16 protein-coding genes are annotated in these 16,029 nt (G+C 40.8%); 7 read left to right on the top strand and 9 right to left on the bottom strand.

Annotated features, from left to right (window positions below; genetic code table 11):
* Positions 1 to 4 precede the first annotated feature (4 nt).
* A complete protein-coding gene (locus ACKTT2_RS48990) occupies positions 5 to 1,519 on the top strand; it encodes a beta-barrel domain-containing protein (protein WP_407900384.1) in 1,515 nt (504 codons plus the stop codon).
* Between the two features lie 361 nt (positions 1,520 to 1,880).
* Here the strand turns inward: ACKTT2_RS48990 and ACKTT2_RS48985 are convergent, their stop codons facing one another.
* The 6 genes from ACKTT2_RS48985 to ACKTT2_RS48960 form a co-directional block, all read right to left on the bottom strand.
* Positions 1,881 to 2,618: a peptidylprolyl isomerase gene (locus ACKTT2_RS48985; RefSeq protein WP_407900383.1), complete on the bottom strand. Its 738-nt coding sequence runs from the start codon at positions 2,616 to 2,618 to the stop codon at positions 1,881 to 1,883.
* A gap of 80 nt (positions 2,619 to 2,698) precedes the next feature.
* Positions 2,699 to 3,283 (bottom strand): helix-turn-helix domain-containing protein, encoded by a 585-nt coding sequence (locus ACKTT2_RS48980; RefSeq protein WP_407900382.1) that lies wholly within the window; start codon positions 3,281 to 3,283, stop codon positions 2,699 to 2,701.
* 184 nt (positions 3,284 to 3,467) lie between these two features.
* Entirely contained in the window at positions 3,468 to 4,262 is a 795-nt protein-coding gene (cysE, locus tag ACKTT2_RS48975; protein WP_407900381.1) for a serine O-acetyltransferase, read from the bottom strand.
* A gap of 332 nt (positions 4,263 to 4,594) precedes the next feature.
* Positions 4,595 to 4,849, bottom strand: coding sequence for a ribbon-helix-helix domain-containing protein (locus tag ACKTT2_RS48970; RefSeq protein WP_407900380.1), 255 nt, complete (start codon positions 4,847 to 4,849; stop codon positions 4,595 to 4,597).
* Positions 4,850 to 5,140: 291 nt separating this feature from the next.
* Entirely contained in the window at positions 5,141 to 5,638 is a 498-nt protein-coding gene (locus ACKTT2_RS48965; RefSeq protein ID WP_407900379.1) for a hypothetical protein, read from the bottom strand.
* Positions 5,639 to 5,787: 149 nt separating this feature from the next.
* The gene (locus tag ACKTT2_RS48960) at positions 5,788 to 7,518 is read right to left on the bottom strand and encodes a DUF3352 domain-containing protein (protein WP_407900378.1); all 1,731 of its coding nucleotides are present in this window, start codon (positions 7,516 to 7,518) and stop codon (positions 5,788 to 5,790) included.
* Between the two features lie 351 nt (positions 7,519 to 7,869).
* Here ACKTT2_RS48960 and ACKTT2_RS48955 point away from each other — a divergent pair, with 351 nt between their 5' ends.
* The 6 genes from ACKTT2_RS48955 (at position 7,870) to ACKTT2_RS48930 (ending at position 12,318) form a co-directional block, all read left to right on the top strand.
* Positions 7,870 to 8,178, top strand: coding sequence for a DUF2281 domain-containing protein (locus ACKTT2_RS48955; RefSeq protein ID WP_407900377.1), 309 nt, complete (start codon positions 7,870 to 7,872; stop codon positions 8,176 to 8,178).
* Between the two features lie 2 nt (positions 8,179 to 8,180).
* Complete coding sequence (locus ACKTT2_RS48950) at positions 8,181 to 8,624, top strand: type II toxin-antitoxin system VapC family toxin (protein ID WP_407900376.1); 444 nt, start codon at positions 8,181 to 8,183, stop codon at positions 8,622 to 8,624.
* A gap of 140 nt (positions 8,625 to 8,764) precedes the next feature.
* Complete coding sequence (locus ACKTT2_RS48945) at positions 8,765 to 9,112, top strand: rhodanese-like domain-containing protein (protein WP_407900375.1); 348 nt, start codon at positions 8,765 to 8,767, stop codon at positions 9,110 to 9,112.
* A 422-nt stretch (positions 9,113 to 9,534) separates the two neighbouring features.
* Positions 9,535 to 10,623 (top strand): heat-inducible transcriptional repressor HrcA, encoded by a 1,089-nt coding sequence (hrcA, locus tag ACKTT2_RS48940; protein ID WP_407900374.1) that lies wholly within the window; start codon positions 9,535 to 9,537, stop codon positions 10,621 to 10,623.
* A gap of 328 nt (positions 10,624 to 10,951) precedes the next feature.
* Positions 10,952 to 11,626: a DUF2834 domain-containing protein gene (locus ACKTT2_RS48935; protein ID WP_407900373.1), complete on the top strand. Its 675-nt coding sequence runs from the start codon at positions 10,952 to 10,954 to the stop codon at positions 11,624 to 11,626.
* An 8-nt stretch (positions 11,627 to 11,634) separates the two neighbouring features.
* The gene (locus tag ACKTT2_RS48930) at positions 11,635 to 12,318 is read left to right on the top strand and encodes a hypothetical protein (RefSeq protein WP_407900372.1); all 684 of its coding nucleotides are present in this window, start codon (positions 11,635 to 11,637) and stop codon (positions 12,316 to 12,318) included.
* Between the two features lie 9 nt (positions 12,319 to 12,327).
* On the opposite strand, the gene crtW is transcribed toward ACKTT2_RS48930, so the two are convergent.
* From crtW to ACKTT2_RS48915, 3 genes are all read right to left on the bottom strand, one after another.
* On the bottom strand, positions 12,328 to 13,089 hold the full coding sequence (gene crtW, locus ACKTT2_RS48925) for a beta-carotene ketolase CrtW (RefSeq protein WP_407900452.1): 762 nt from the start codon (positions 13,087 to 13,089) through the stop codon (positions 12,328 to 12,330).
* Positions 13,090 to 13,677: 588 nt separating this feature from the next.
* Positions 13,678 to 13,872: a chlorophyll a/b-binding protein gene (locus tag ACKTT2_RS48920; RefSeq protein ID WP_407900371.1), complete on the bottom strand. Its 195-nt coding sequence runs from the start codon at positions 13,870 to 13,872 to the stop codon at positions 13,678 to 13,680.
* 249 nt (positions 13,873 to 14,121) lie between these two features.
* Entirely contained in the window at positions 14,122 to 15,528 is a 1,407-nt protein-coding gene (locus ACKTT2_RS48915) for a GAF domain-containing SpoIIE family protein phosphatase (protein ID WP_407900370.1), read from the bottom strand.
* Between the last annotated feature and the right edge of the window lie 501 nt (positions 15,529 to 16,029).

The following is a 16,029-nucleotide window of genomic DNA, read 5'->3' as shown; positions in this document are numbered from 1 at the left end:
TCCTATGCTTAGCCACTCTAACTCAGTTTCTTTGCCCCAGATTGAAGAAAATGGTTTTCTACCACCTCTTGGTCGTTGGACTACCATTGGTGGAATGGTTATGTTAACTTTTGTGGGTGGGGCGATCGCTCTTGCTTCTGTTGCCAAATACAAAGTCACCATCCAAGCACAAGCTAACCTCCGTCCTGCTGGTGAATTGCGTATTGTTCAAGCAGCGACAGAAGGCTCTATTATGGGCGTCAGAGTCAAAGAAAATCAAGTTGTCAAAAAGGGAAATATCATTGCCACCATTGATGACTCTCGCCTTCAAACTAAAAAGAGTCAACTGCAAAGCAACATCCAGCAAAGCCAGTTACAAATCGTTCAACTCAACGCCCAAATTAGCGCTCTCAATAACCAAATTAGAGCCGATACAGATCGCGTTAACCGTGTTGTTGCAGCAGCTCGTTCTGAATTAGAACAGCGTAGCCGAGACTATCGAGACAAGCAGATTACTACCGTCGCTGATGTTGAAGAAGCCGAGGCGAATGTTAGGATAGCCCAGAAGGAATTGCAAAAAGGTCAGGCAGATTTAAGGACAGCCCAAGCAAACTTAAAGTCAACGGTTGTCGCCTTGTCAGCAGCCCAGTCGAAGCGAAATCGATATCAGAGCGTAGCAAAAGTTGGCGCTCTTCCTTGGAATCAATTTGAGGAAGCACAACTCGCTGTTGACCAGCAGGAACAAGCAGTTGAGGCACAAAAAGCAACAGTTGAGGCGCAAAAACAAACAATTTCGCGGCTACAACAAGCAGTTTTGGCAGCCCTAGCTAGACGCCAACGCACGATCGCATCTCTCAATCCGAGTTATGCAGAAGTCGCGATCGCCAAATCGCGGATTGCTCAAGAACAAGCTTCGGGGCAAGTCAACTTTGCTACAATAGACAAAGAACGTAAAGCATTGAACCAGCAACAGATTGAAATTCACAAACAACTAGAGAGCGATCGCCGGGAACTTCAACAAGTGGAAATAGACCTCCGCCAAACTTCCATTACTGCTACAGCAGACGGTATTATCTCCAAACTTAATCTCCGCAATTCCGGTCAAACTGTGCGCCTAGGAGAGGAAATCGCGCAAATAGTTCCTAGTGATGCTCCTATAGCGATCGAAGCAGCAGTAGCAGTTGAGGATAAGAGCAAGTTGAAAGAAGGACAAAACGTACTTATGAGGGTTTCTGCTTGTCCATATCCAGATTACGGTACTCTCAACGGTAAGGTCAAGGCAATTTCTCCAGATGCGTTCGTCCCTCAAGCAAATAATAATGCTACCGCAGTTGCTTCCACTACGGCTACCAGTCAAAAGACGGCTGTAGGGGGTGCTTTCTATGAGGTAACAGTTGAGCCAGAAAACCTTGAACTATATAACGGCAAAAAACAATGTTCCATTCAATTAGGAATGGAGGGTAGAGTGGATATTATTTCTAAAGAAGAAACAGTACTCCAATTCTTTTTAAGGAAGGCAAGGCTGATAGCGGATATGTAAAGTCCTCCATTATACAACGTAGGCAAAAGTTGTTTCTGCATCAGTATCGCACCTCATCTAGTCTTTTTAGAACTAGGGATTGTGTTCAAACGTGGGATTTGAACTTAAACAAAGATTTGCAACTTTCTTTTGTAAGAGAGCTAACAATATGCGTCGAGTAAAATTGGTAATTTTGAGCCTAGTGGTGATGTTAATTGTTTTGGTAGTAGGAGCGATAGATAATCATAATTGAAACTACAGATTTATCTGCGTTCATCTGCTACAGGCTGCAGTTCCATAACTTTTTTGTGTATTGCACTCAATTGAAAACCGCTATAAATGTTTTTATAACAGTATTGATGACAGACTGTCGAACTCACATTTAGTTAAAGTAAGTAATAATTTTAACTTGTTCAATTTGTTGTTTTAACCATTTAGAAAACAAGTTGGAAATAATTCGATAATGCAACTCATCATCCAACTGTGGTAGCATGATTTCTTCAACCAAAATTAGATGTATTCCTTCAGCAGTCACTATTGGTTTAAGAATCTGAGGTGGGTTAGCAGCAAAAACAGCAGCAGAAATCTCTGGTTTCATCTGAACCCTGTTCAATATCCCTCGGTATCCTCCACAGCGACGTAATTCTGTATCTTGTATATATTGTTGGGCAACTTCAGGGAAACTCCGCAATCCCTTTTGTAACGCATAAAAAAGTTCACTAGTCAAGTCTTTGTCTTCCAAAATTACTTCATATATTGCAGCTCGAGCATAATCTAACTGATGTTCTAAAAACCAGGGTTCAACCTGCTCCGCAAACAGATATTGTGCCACTTTCCCAGAAATAACATTGATGTAAACCATTTTCTCAAAATCATCTAAAGATAAATGATTGTTCTCCAACCATGCTCTGGTTTCTTCAACTGTTTTGAGGTTGTTCGTGAATCTAATATTGTCTGCTGCTTGTTGCAGTTCTTCAAATTCAACTTTGATGCCTAATTCCGCTACTGAGGACAATAAAATATTACGAGTTACAATTCTTTCAATAAGAGAGGGAATTTGGTTGGATAATTTGAGTTGTTGAAGGACTTCTTGGCACGATATAGTAATTGGCTTTAACATGGAAATAACTCCCTTTTAGTGAATATTGGCAACAGAAATTTCACTTTTTGGTATGAATGGCAGCTTCAATCTTGTTGCAACTACTTAAATGGATCGAGCGTAAAAAACGAGGGTACTTTTGCAGATGATAAATCGGCAATTACAATACTGTAGGTGTCGGTTTGATTTATTGCTTCCTTGGGACTAGAGGGTTTGAGACGGGTGGATAGTCCCATATCTTTAAGTAGGCGACGGATGTGGCGATCGCCTACCTCTATGCCCAATTCTTTCGTCAGATGCTTGCTTAACCATTGCGATGTCCAACGTTGAAACGGATAGCCGAACTCTCTTGGATTATGGCTCACTACTTCTTTCAAACGCTCTAAGTATTGGTCATTAACAATCTTGGGTTTCCCAATCGGGTTATTGTTCCACTTGTGAGCTTGTCCTGACTGAGCCATGCAAATCCAATGTCTTGCCGTTCCTACAGAGCATCCTAAAGCTTGACAAATTTGGGTTTGAGTTTTCCCTCGATCTGCAAGCAGCATGATTTCAATTCGCAGACGGTACTGCTGTGGTAAATTTTCTTGCAAACTTTTTTGCAGCAACTTGCGCTGAAACGGTGTTAAGTACTTACCTTGTTCGTTACTGCTAGCAATGTCTTGTTGTAAATGATTGCTTGACATAACACTGAACTTCTAAAAATCTGCTATTTTTCTGGGGACATAACATACACAATATGCAGAAGCCTTAAAAGTTAGCGGTAATTTCGTCCAAACTTGTAGGGGCGCAATGCCTTGCGCCCCTACGGTAGATGATGGTTTTCATTCGTTGAAATGACTCTTTTCCAGTCACCAGTCCCCAATTCTATTAAATCCCTGCACCATCTAAAAACTCTTCTATGATCTTATTGTCAATTCGACAGCGAGTGCGAGTTTCTGAAAAAACTGGCTCCTCTGTTAAGAAGTGGGTATGAGAAGAGTAATGCTCTTGCAAAGCAGCAGCTACGTTAGAAACTGACAAGTGTTGCTGCACGTCTTGCAATTGTTGAATTTGCTGTTCGAGTTGTTCGATTTTGTCTACCAAAGCACGTATCACTTGAGCTTCAGCATCTGGTAAACTTCCATGCTCTAGCGGATTGACGCGAACTCCAGCACGATAAATAATCCGACCAGGCACGCCAACTACGGTACAGTCAGATGGAACATCGCGCAAAACAACCGATCCTGCACCAATACGGACATTGTTGCCAATCTGGATATTGCCGAGCACTTTTGCACCCGCTCCAACAACAACATTTTCACCTACAGTGGGATGGCGCTTACCACACTCTTTTCCCGTACCACCAAGGGTAACACCTTGGTAAATCAGGGTATAGTCTCCAATAATTGCTGTTTCTCCAATAACTACGCCCATGCCATGGTCGATAAAAACTCCTTGTCCGATTGTTGCACCGGGGTGAATTTCTATTCCAGTTAAAAACCGGGCGAGATGGGAGATGAGACGGGGAATAAAAGGAATGCCAATGCTATACAACCAATGAGCAAACCGATGAAATAACAGGGCTTGCAATCCGGGGTAGCAAAACAATACTTCCAACCAGTTGCGGGCTGCTGGATCTCGGTCAAATATAATGCGGAAGTCAGTCGAAAGAGTAGATAACACGCTTATAAAACTCTCGTTCTGCCAAACTAGTCACACTCTATCTTAACGTTAATTGCCAATCGCTAAGTAAGTCAGCACAATTAGAGTTATCCAGTGGTACTCGTCCTTTGTCCTTTGTCATCTGTCATTGGTAAGAGTTTAAGGAAATTTACGTTTCTTAATATAGTTGGGTTTATTGCTGCCTATCCACTTACTTATATTTTGGCACTTTTTATTAAATTCTTGAATCAATCTTTCTCCGGCGTTGATGTTGCAAGCTAGAAAATAATCCAAAATATTATCTAAATCTTAGCTTGCTTCTTTTGCAATAAAGTATTCCATTATCTTTGATTTTAACGTGCTTTCTGTAATTTCTCTTCTAGTCGCTTCATGACTACTTCACCATCCAATACTTCTCCACGTTCGATTTGAGCAAGCCCAATAGCTACTTTTTTTCGTGTTTCTTCTTCCCACTCTTGATAACCCTTCTCCCATTCTTCAAGTAACTTTAATGCTTTAGCAATAACATCTTCAGCATTCTCATATCTACCTGTAGCAATTCGGGTTTGAATGAATTGCTCGTATTCGGCTTTAAGTTGGATATTCATAATTCTTACCTCTAGTTATTCTGCATTTCTCTTGCTATATTTGAACTACGCTACCAAAGCGATCGCTGTCACTACCTATAAAATAGTAATGAATTTTCTAACAGCTTAGTACACAGAAATTAGATTACACTAACCTTTCCAAATCTGCTGAGTTACAAATCAATTTATCCGCGTCCATCAGCTACAGGCTGCGGTTAAATTTTTTCTGACCATACCTCAGTGCAGAGAAAATTGCCATCAACGATAAGCTGGGTACAGCTTGCGCCGAAGCGATCGCAACTCCAGAAAATTTTAGCTCTGCTCCTGTATCATAAGTCTATAATTTCGCTTTTCTCCAGGTTTAAATGTGCCTACCCATACGCGATATGTACCCGCTTTCCAACTATTATCCGTGATGCTAGCGTCTTTATTTCTACCAGTATCGTCACCACAGCGAACTATGCTGTTATCTGGTCCTTGAATGACTATAGTTGTATCCCCGCCGCCTGTGTCAACTTGTATCTTGAGGCGAGAAAAGTCTTTTTCCAAAACTAGGATATGGTCTGGCTTAGGATCTCCATAGCCAATACAGACATTTCTGTTGCGATCGCGATTGCTAATGGCTGACAAGGAATACGATCCACCTGTATAACCCGTTATTGTTCCTTTCGCTGATTCAAACCCAGGTGACAGAGCTAGCCTACCAAAGTTTGCTGTGTCTGCTAATACGGAGTTAGAAGCAAAAACGGCAAATGCAGCTAAGAACCAAGTGCTTGTTGCAATCGTAGATAGGGGGCAATTACGTTTCATGATACCCCTCCCTTGTATCTGAGTAGAGTTGTTTTCTATACTCAGAATATCGGGAAAAACATTGAAGCCGCCCTTTCTTGTGGCAGCTTTCATTGTGGCACAGGAAACATTGGGGAATGGGGAATGGGGAACTCGGGGTCCCCTATCCCCTATCCCCTAAACTGAAAAAACACACCACCTTTCAGCAAGTCTGTATCGCTACCGTAACTACTAACTGTAAGCGATCGCAAATTTTGAAAAAATGATTTGCCAATGACTTCCACAAGCTTCAGAAAGGGGAGTTGACGTTCGAGAATTGGTTGGCTCTTTGCCCAATCGAAGTAGACATAACCCTGGTTGGGTTGGGGTAGAGCAGCAATACTATTTTGGAAATCGCTCTTGTTAACTAAAGAATCTTCTTTGGCTGTCAGAGCTGCATCCATTGCCTCAATTGAGGAAGTGATAATTTCGTAATTACCGACATCCGTATACGCTCCCAGAACCTTCGCTTGAATTGTATAGACTTGTCGATCTTTCACAAGTGCAGATTGACTGGAAGTGGCGGCTAACTCTGTCCAAGCAAATATTTTTTGTTCGCCTATGTTTAGGGAATTCAACGAAAGCCCACCTGTTGAAGCAATTTCATTTAAATGAGAAATAGCTGTTGGTGTCGCCTCTGATTTTTCTGCTACAAAAATCCAATCTGGATTGGTTTTGTCTTCACGAGGTAACAGCCCTATGGCATACTCTCCCTGCACCCAACTAAAAATATCGTCTTTCCAATTGACGTTCCAGCGCTTTTGAACTTCAGCTAAAGGTTGCAGCAATCCAGAGAACACATCTTCTTTAGAACCAGTTAGCACTGCGATCGCTTGTTGCCAAAGTAGAGCTAAACTACTGTTATCTAAATTACTTAAATTTGAAGAAGTAACTGACAACCCTGCTGAGGCTGGAATATACTGCAATGCACCAACTGGTTTAGCAATTTCTGTGCTTGGAACTAGATTTTTTTCTTTTGCTAGAAAAGCAGTTTCAGCTATCAATCCTTTGCGTTTCTCAACTAAGGAAACAATTTGACTGTTGTAAGTTGCGGTTTCACTTTCCAAGCCTTGCCATTTTGCGACAGTGGGAAGATTGAGGTAAGCAACCGCGAGAGCATCTTTAGGTGATGCTTTTATGGCTTGCTGGTATTTGCTAGAACTTATCAAATTCAAGTCTGGGGCTTGAACGTTATTAATCGCATCTCGCAAAACTTTTGGATCGTTCGCGAATAATACAAAGTTATTACCTACCACTGCACCAGCAAGAGCGTTTTGAATTTGAGATTTCGGATTTGGCTTTTTAGATTGGCGATTTGGAACTGAAAAATATCCGCCCGGTTTCTCTTCTACTGTTGTTTCCTGTGGAATCTCATAAATCAATTTTACACCCTTGTACTGTTCCACAGTTAAGTTTGCTCCGGTAAGCGATCGCTTGGAGAACAACAACTCCACAAATTCACGGCTTTTTTCTGGTTCTTTGGTAGCAAGTGCCATAAGATACCCAGGATTCTTACCATTTTCCGGTTCGCGATCTAAGTCTAAAGCAGTTACAGCCAATGTAATTTCGTTTCCCAACCACGGCTGAATATCTTTTTGGTAATCAATATCCGTATTTGCCAATAAACTGGTTTTTAGCTTAGAGAGTTCTCCATCACGTTCTGAACTTGGCAAGCGTTCTGGATTTGTCAGCAGCGACACTATCACTGGCGCTTGCTGAGAAATAAATATAGCAGCATCTGGCTGTCCGGAAGGAGTCACGAGGTTAGGCGGGGCTTTGGCACTATTACAACTCGTAATGCCCACGAGAAGCAGCACGAGGAAATAAGCTTTTATGGCTTTGAAAAATAAATTTTGTGTCATATTTATTACATAGACTATTGGAGGCGCACAAACAAATATACAACTACCAGATAAAGGCGATGTCATCACTAGGATTTAGTTTAAATCTATAATGCTCATTGCTCATGCTCTTTAGGCATAAGTACTATGCTGTTGACGCTTCCACTAGGCAAAGGAATATGTGTAAGGAAGCTACCCTCATTGAGATGTCCGTATTGAGAAGAGTGGCGTTGAGCAATGCCTTCATAGGTAACTATCAAGGGAGAAGAGAGTATACCTTATGTACGTAAACTTTACAGCTAAAATAAGAATAGGACAGTACGCTCAAAGTATCTAAACCCAGAAGCAAACTTTGTATTTTCTCTATCGATCATGAATACTGTTAGGAATCAGCAACAAATTATACAATCCCTTCAAAAATTATCTCCCGATAATTTAGCCTTCGTGACTGAGATGATAAATTTTTTAGTACATAAACAAAATCAGGAAATGAAAAGCGTTGAGACTAATTCCTCGGACATACCTCCAACCGAAACTCAAAATGGTACTGACGTTTCTCATACTAAGTTAGGTGGCTCTACTCTTGGGGATCTCTTAGAATTGGCGGGTACTTGGGAAGGTGATGATATTCAAGAATGCCTGCAATTAGTTCATGAAAGCCGTGCTCCACTGGAGTTTTAAGAGTGTACTTACTGGATACAAATCATTGTACTTTTATTATTGAGGGACGTCGCGAAGTAATTGAGCGTTGGCAAGATAAGGAGAATGTTCAAGTATCAACTAGCGTAATTGTGGCAGGTGAACTAAAGTTCATGGCACAAAACTCCCAAGAAAGAACTACCAATCTTCTGAAAGTGAACGTTTTTATCCAGCGTATTAATGTTTATCCAATCAACTTAGAAATTGCTGCGGTTTACGCAGAATTCAAAACAGAGCTAGTTAGACGATTTGGACCAAAACAAAAAATTAGACGCAGAACAACTAAATTAGGAGAAATAGGTATCAGTGAGCATGACCTTTGGATTGCGGCAACTGCTATTCGCTACTCATTAACAGTTGTTTCAACTGATAGCGATTTTGAACGAATGCAACAGGTGCGAGAGTTCAATTTGGAGTCTTGGGTTTAGATAGATCCTCTAGATACCCGACTTCTTAAAGAAGTCGGGTATCTAATAGCTTGCTAAGTAACGACAAAACAGACAATTTTCTGTCAACATAAATATAGAGGCAATTATCATAAAACTTCAAAACTTCATGGTAGGCAGACATGCGCGAGGAATCTTTTACCCAAGTCAGCGTTGAGGAACTCAGTCAACACTTGTCTTTACAAGAGCCAAACCTTCAGCTTGTAGATGTACGCGAACCGCAAGAAGTTGCGATCGCTAGCATAGATGGCTTTGTCAATTTACCTTTGAGTCAATTTGCTAGTTGGGGGGAACAAATTCAAACTCTGTTGAATCCCCATGCGGAAACTCTCGTACTCTGTCACCACGGTATCCGTTCCGCCCAGATGTGTCAGTGGTTAATCGCTCAAGGGTTTACAAATGTTAAGAATATAGCAGGTGGAATTGATGCGTACTCTCATTTAGTCGATCCTTCCATTCCTCAGTATTAGTTCTAACATAAAAGTGCATTTTCAAACTTATTGCACTAGTAAGTTTAACTAACTTTCACTATCTTTAACACAATAGATTTAGCTTGTAAAGTATACAGAGCAAGTCTCTCACTTGCTCAACCCCTTTTTGCTCTAGTTCAAGTAAAAATTAGTAACTTAAAATACAACATCTTTTAGAAGCTTATGAAATGATACATAGTATATGTAAGTTTTCTAACTCCAGCAACCATCAACTTTTTCATCTCGCTCACTTTGTGTTAAAGAACACTTTATTTGGGGCTATACTGGAACTCAACTCCACTTATTTCAAAAGAAATACACACTTTGATATTTTGCTTTACCAAAATTAATTCTTTTAGGAGTTGTCTACATTAACTTTTTCAAATTTTACTTAAAATTCTGCTTCAGTAAACCATCCCCTTATGCAAGTTCAGTTAACCAATCGGCAACAACACATACTTTGGGCAACCATACGTCATTACATTGCTACGGCGGAACCAGTGGGTTCCAAAGCTCTTGTTGAGGAGTATAACCTTGGCGTGAGCTCGGCAACTATTCGTAATGTCATGGGCGCATTGGAGAAATCGGGGTTCTTATATCAACCCCATACCTCCGCAGGAAGAGTACCTTCCGATTCAGGCTACCGCATTTATGTCGATCGCCTGATTACACCTTCTGAAACTTTAGGTAAGGAGGTAGAGGTAGTACTCCAACAAAATTTGAAATGGGAAGAGTGGAGTTGGGAAGCCATTTTACATGGAGCAGCACAAATCCTCGCGACTTTAAGTGGCTGCATTACCTTAATTACCATGCCACAAACTAGTGCTGCTGTTGTTCGGCATTTACAACTGGTGCAAGTTGAAGCAGGACGAGTCATGTTGATTGTGGTTACAGATGCATATGAAACACATTCAGTCATGTTAGACTTACCTACCGAACCAGAAAACTCACAACCTGACGCTGAAGCCATCGACCATAAGTTACAAATAGTATCCAACTTTTTAAACAGCCATTTGCGGGGACGCAGTCTGGTAGAACTAGCTAATCTCGATTGGAGCGAACTCGATCGAGAATTCCAAAGCTACAGTAACTTTTTGAAAAAATCATTGGCAGAGTTAAGCCGTCGTACTGTTAAACCATCTGCAACACAAATCATGGTTCGCGGTATCGCTGAGGTTTTACGCCAACCAGAATTCTCAGAATTACAGCAAGTGCAAACTCTTATCCACCTGCTGGAAGAAGAACAAGAGCAACTTTGGCAGTTAATATTTGAACAACCAGAAGCTGAGGACGTGAGTAAGCCACGAGTCACTGTTCGTATTGGTTCTGAAAATCCTTTGGAACCTATCCGTACTTGCTCGTTAATTTCCTCTACATATCGTCGAGGTTTAGTGCCTGTGGGCAGTGTAGGTGTACTGGGACCGACGCGCCTGGATTATGAAAGTGCGATCGCAGTTGTATCAGCAACCGCCGATTACCTCTCAGAGGCTTTCAGTTCGTTTAATTCTTAAAAGGGTTAATGGTTAGTAGGGGCGCAAGGTCGCCGCGCCCGTACAGTAGTTAATGTTTTTTCTATTAGGGATTTCCAAGAAATAAATTATCCATCTTGTGGGACGGGCGTCCTCGCCCGTTCCATACTGATAGCGGGTGAGACACTCCGCAGTCGCCTCAACGCTTGGAACCCTCCGCAGTTGCTTCAACGCTTGGAACCCCCGCAACGCACTGCTCTCCGCACGGCGCTGCTCTGGGCACCACAAGAGAAAGTTGTATATTTTTTTTATTTGGAAGTCCCTTAACAACTAACCACCAACAACTAACCACTAACAAAAAGCTATTTATATGGTGAGAAAAATTGCCTTTGGGCTTTTATGGTTGAGCGTTATTATTTACGCTTCTTTCTTCGCACCAGAAATTCAACCCAACACATTTGAATTGATTAAAAATCTTTGTGTTGGTAAATGGCAAGGAATTAATCCCTTGGTAATATCACTCTTTTACATCATGGGTGTTTGGCCATTAATTTACAGCGCTCTCATGTTTGCTGATGGTAGAGGGCAAAAAATTCCCGCTTGGCCATTTGCTACAGTTTCCTTTGGTGTTGGGGCTTTTGCTCTATTGCCTTATTTATCTCTACGGCAACCCAATCCAAAATACCTCGGTAAGAAGAATCTTTTTTTGGCAATACTGGATTCTCGCTTAACTGGCTTTGCTTTAACTATTGCCACTGTTTTACTAGTTGCTTACGGTATTGGAACTGGTGATTGGGGAGATTTTATACGTCAGTGGCAAACCAGTCGCTTTATCCATGTCATGAGTCTTGATTTTTGCCTGCTTTGTCTGTTATTTCCAGCTTTACTTAAAGATGATATGTCACGTCGGGGGCTGAATAATTCTCAGATTTTCTGGTTATCATTTATACCTTTGTTTGGTCCTTTAATATATTTATGTATTCGTCCGTCTTTACCAGACAAGGATACAGAGGTTAGAGGTCAGGAATTAGGAATTAGCAGTTAGAAAAAAGCATGAATAGAAAAATAGCTCTTTGGTCATTATGGGCTGGGTTTATTGCCTACATTTTATTTTTGTCACCACCCCTACATCTAGAGGAAACCCTCACTCTTCTGAAAAATATATTTACTCTGAATTGGTTAGCAATCAATCCAGTTATACTCTCAATCTTTGCTCTGGTAGGAATTTTGCTACTAATTTATAGTGGGGTTTTGTTCTTTGATGGCAGAATGCAATGGATTCCTTTTTGGCCTTTTGCTTTGGCTGGTGTTGGTGCGGGTATTCTTGGTCTTTTGCCTTATTTAGCTTTTCGAGAACCTAATCAAGAATTCGCCGGACGAAAGGACTCTTTTTTGAATTTTTTAGATTCTCGCTTGTTTGGTATTATTCTCGCTTTGAGCACTTTGCCTATCCTTGGATATGCTTTGATTTTCGGGAATTGGACAGATTTTTGGGAGCAGTTTCAAAGCGATCGCTTTATTCACGGTATGAGTTTGGCAGTTTGCTTGTTTTGTCTGTTATTTCCCACCATACTTGGTGATGATATGGCAAGGCGAAGATTGGATAACCCTCTACTATTTTGGTCTGTAGCTTTAGTTCCTTTATTCGGTCCTCTTGCCTATCTTTGCCTGCGCCCTTCAATATTAGAGAATAATATTGCTCAGCACAGGCAAAATACTCTAGTTCGTAATTCTTGAAAAAAATAATTACGGCTCAGTTCTTAGTTTATAAACTTTTGGCAATTGCCACCATGCTGCATGAGGGTATTCATGATGTTCGTTATGATATCCAAAATGATAGCAAGTGAGAAATGACAACCAGACAGGAAGTGAGATTGTTTGAGCGCGATGGGGTTCAGAATAACCATTTTCTGGTTCTTGATGGGGTAAGAAAGTGCCAAAATAAAATAGCTGCACGGAACTCAAAACTGCAGGTATTGCCCAAAAATAAGTTAAATTCTCTTTGGGTATATGGAGTAAGTAATGAGATATGTTATAAACACTTGTTAATACAATAATTTGCCACCAACTCCAGTAGTTCTTCATAAAATATAGATACCAAGCAAAAAAGTTTTTCTGCTTACCGTTGTGGAAATCTGGATCTGATTCACTTGCAGGGTGATGGTGGTGTAACCAATGTTTTTTAATTAATTTTTTGTAGGATAACCAACCGTAAAGTAACAAGGAAAATGAACCAATAAAGTGATTAACTTTGCTACTTTTAGGAAACACCACTCCATGCATAGCATCGTGAGCAGTAATGAATAATCCCGTATAGAGAAATGTTTGCCAAATTACGCCTAGTAATATAGTAAAAAAATTCAATTTAGAAATATCTACTGAAAGTAAATAAGTTAAGCTGGCTACCCATATACCTATGATGGTAATAGCAATAAAAAGCCCAGTAGTAGATTCACCGTTTAATTTTATTTGAATTTGAGAACTGGGTGGTTTTTCTAATTGTTGGATCACTCTATTAACTCCGTCTTGGGTAAAAATTCAAAAAATCATGGCAAAGCAAACGATCGCACATCAGATTCTGCCTGAATTGCGCTCGGTGCTGTACTTTAAGCAACACCAGCATTTCTATTGTATAGAAATATTAAGATACTTTAATAATTACATACCCTGCAACGCTCTTTAGTCTTAATTCTGTTCTGTGTTGAGCGTGACCAGATCGAGCTTGCGGAATTACCAGATCCCCCCTCGATCCGGTGGCTCCGCCTGGGAATGACTTTTAGGAGGCGGAGCCTCCTTTTCGGTGTAAAGGCATCTTTAATAAAGTGCGCCTCTTGTTCGGTGTAAAGCGAGGCAGAGAGAGCCTCGTAGTCTGCATTCCCAGCCTCTGGCTGGGAACGAGACAGTACTGAATAGAGGCTGGGAACGAGACAGTACTGAATAGAGGCTGGGAACGAGACAGTAATGAATAGAGATTGGGAACGAGACAGTACTGAATAATTGGTGTCATCTCCAATTGACCAGCTGTATCCTTATAGAAGTCGGGGATCTGACCAAACTGGTGTGTCAAAATTAATTTGGTGCTCTAGTAGTGTGTGTTTATTGAGGAATAAGATTGAGTACATCACGCACTACACTAAAACCACTAAGATCCCATAGTACGTATGCTAGAAAACCAATCATTGCCAATCGTCCTTGCCACAGCTCGGATTGTGGCGTAAACCCGAATTTTACAGCATTGCGATCGCTACCGTTGTATGCCTTTTCAGTCGCATCTGTAGGATAAAGTCCCATTGTTAATTTTCCTTAAGTATTTGAATTACATTTTTCATAGTATTTGCTTCTACAGTTATCACTATCTGTCTAGAGTGCAAAACAACTAGTTAATCCCAAGAATGAGTTTATTTAAAATATATGTAAATTTTCTATAACGAAAGGACTGTAGAGTTCTATATACACTACCTAAAAGAAGAAATTTGTGTATACACAAACCGTGCTCCTGTATACTCTCCTGCTCACTGAGCGCTGGTTACTGGTCACTGTTCACTGATTACTCACCTGCAAAACAACCAATGTCATATCATCAGTATTTTGCCTGTCCTCGCCAATGAATTGTTCCACGCGATCGAATAAGTAATCGAGTATTTCTTCTGGATTATTACAAATCCGACAAGCGTAGTTAAAGGCAACAAGCAGGTTTTCTTCATCAAAGCGATCGCCACTTGCAGATGCAGCATCAGTCAGACCATCTGTATAGTAAAGAATAGTATCGCCCGGTTCTAGCTGAGCGCGAGCATCTTCATATTGACTGCTAGCATCCAAGCCAATTAACATACCACAGCTATCAAGGCGCGTCACTGTTTTTGTCTTAGCGTGCCACCACATAGGAGGGTTATGTGCTGCATTGGTGTATGACAAAATCCTAGTTGTTGGGTCATACTCCGAGTAAAACATCGTGACAAAGCGATGGGAATTTTCCAAATCCACATACATAACTCGATTCAGGTTTTCCAAAATTTGACCCGGAGTATGGCTGTGTAAAACCTCTCCCCGCAACATTCCCCGCATCATTGTCATAATCAATCCAGCGGGAACGCCTTTGCCCATGACATCCCCAATTACCAAACCCCAACGACCATTCATTTCGGCAGAACGACCATTGTTATTGTATTGAATTTGATGGTGATTAGTAGGAATAAAGTCATAGTAATCCCCACCAACACGATTGGCGGGTTTACAACGAGCTGCAAGGGCTACACCCGGAATGGTAGGATATTGACGTGGTAGAAGCCGTCTTTGAATTTCCGCCCCAATTTCTAATTCTTGGTCGAGACGTTCTTTTTTCCTCAGTTCTACAGCTAATTCATCGTTTTCAATCGCCACTGCAGTTTGATCTGCAATTAACCGAACTAACTTTTGTCTGGTTTCCGTCCAACCATATTCTGGATCGCGACTTAAAACATAAAGCCATCCTCGTTCTGTGTGTTTCACCAGAATAGCCGTACCAAAGATTTGTATATCCGGTCCCAGATGACGATGCATATGATCGTCCAACATACCTGTATTTGTTGCCAAAGGTTGGGAGTTTGGCACATAGGTAATTTGACTGCTAACTGTTTCTAAGGCTTTGCGGATGTTTTTACGCTGACGGCTATCTTGCCAGTGCAGTTGTTCTAATCTGACTTGACCGTTGGGTTTATACAAAAACAACGCACTTCCATCAGCATCTGTTACCCTTGTCGCCATCAGTGGAATCAGTTCCAGAAACTGGTTGAGATTATTGAAACTTCTGAGGGCAAATCCTAATGAACTCAGTAAGTCTTGAATTTTATTTTGTTCTCTATGTAACCGTGCCACAAGCTCTTTCAGTGCTATTACAGGAGTCACATTCGAACTAGCACTAGACCCGTTATTATCAGTAGGTTGAGAGGATGGTTGAGGCACAGGCACAGCTATAATTTCACTTTAATTAAGCAGATTTTAGATTTAGTTATAAATACTTCTGTTTTTTCATTGCTAAATCATATTGTGACAAGATTGTCAATTTAGCAAGAGTAGAAAGACGCAAGAATCCGATTTTTATACATATTTTCCGCTCCCAGTCAATAGATATATATAGAATCTAAGTGTTTTGCATACAAAACAAATTTTGAAATTAGCACTTTTTTGACAAGCGCTAAGAGGCTTTTCAGTATTTCATAAATTTCTTATTTTGTCAACTCCCAATAGAAATATTAAAAGTACAAAGTCTCGAAATATTTACTATAGCACTACTCCCTTTCCGCTCTAAAAGTACCGATATAGCGTAGGGTGGGCAGTGCCCACCAACGGCTAATGGTGGGCACTGCCCACCCTACATATTTAGGAAATCATAAGAGCATGCCCAGGGAGTAACAACATTTAAACTACCATTAGAGAATATTTTGCGCTCGGCTTTGTCAGGAACTACAG

Origin of the sequence: Scytonema hankhaensis NUACC26, assembly GCF_045865695.1 — a bacterium.
Lineage (GTDB): Bacteria > Cyanobacteriota > Cyanobacteriia > Cyanobacteriales > Nostocaceae > Scytonema.
The sequence above is the reverse complement of the archived record's forward strand: the minus strand, read 5'-3'. Positions and strand labels throughout refer to the sequence as shown.

Bases quoted from the DNA above. Each gene is read 5' to 3' on its own strand.
- ACKTT2_RS48990 (WP_407900384.1), top strand. From the start codon at position 5: ATGCTTAGCCACTCTAACTCAGTTTCTTTGCCCCAGATTGAAGAAAAT.
- ACKTT2_RS48985 (WP_407900383.1), bottom strand. From the start codon at position 2,618: ATGTTAAAGCCAATTACTATATCGTGCCAAGAAGTCCTTCAACAACTC.
- ACKTT2_RS48980 (WP_407900382.1), bottom strand. From the start codon at position 3,283: ATGTCAAGCAATCATTTACAACAAGACATTGCTAGCAGTAACGAACAA.
- ACKTT2_RS48970 (WP_407900380.1), bottom strand. From the start codon at position 4,849: ATGAATATCCAACTTAAAGCCGAATACGAGCAATTCATTCAAACCCGA.
- ACKTT2_RS48965 (WP_407900379.1), bottom strand. From the start codon at position 5,638: ATGAAACGTAATTGCCCCCTATCTACGATTGCAACAAGCACTTGGTTC.
- ACKTT2_RS48960 (WP_407900378.1), bottom strand. From the start codon at position 7,518: ATGACACAAAATTTATTTTTCAAAGCCATAAAAGCTTATTTCCTCGTG.
- ACKTT2_RS48955 (WP_407900377.1), top strand. From the start codon at position 7,870: ATGAATACTGTTAGGAATCAGCAACAAATTATACAATCCCTTCAAAAA.
- ACKTT2_RS48945 (WP_407900375.1), top strand. From the start codon at position 8,765: ATGCGCGAGGAATCTTTTACCCAAGTCAGCGTTGAGGAACTCAGTCAA.
- hrcA (WP_407900374.1), top strand. From the start codon at position 9,535: ATGCAAGTTCAGTTAACCAATCGGCAACAACACATACTTTGGGCAACC.
- ACKTT2_RS48935 (WP_407900373.1), top strand. From the start codon at position 10,952: ATGGTGAGAAAAATTGCCTTTGGGCTTTTATGGTTGAGCGTTATTATT.
- ACKTT2_RS48930 (WP_407900372.1), top strand. From the start codon at position 11,635: ATGAATAGAAAAATAGCTCTTTGGTCATTATGGGCTGGGTTTATTGCC.
- ACKTT2_RS48920 (WP_407900371.1), bottom strand. From the start codon at position 13,872: ATGGGACTTTATCCTACAGATGCGACTGAAAAGGCATACAACGGTAGC.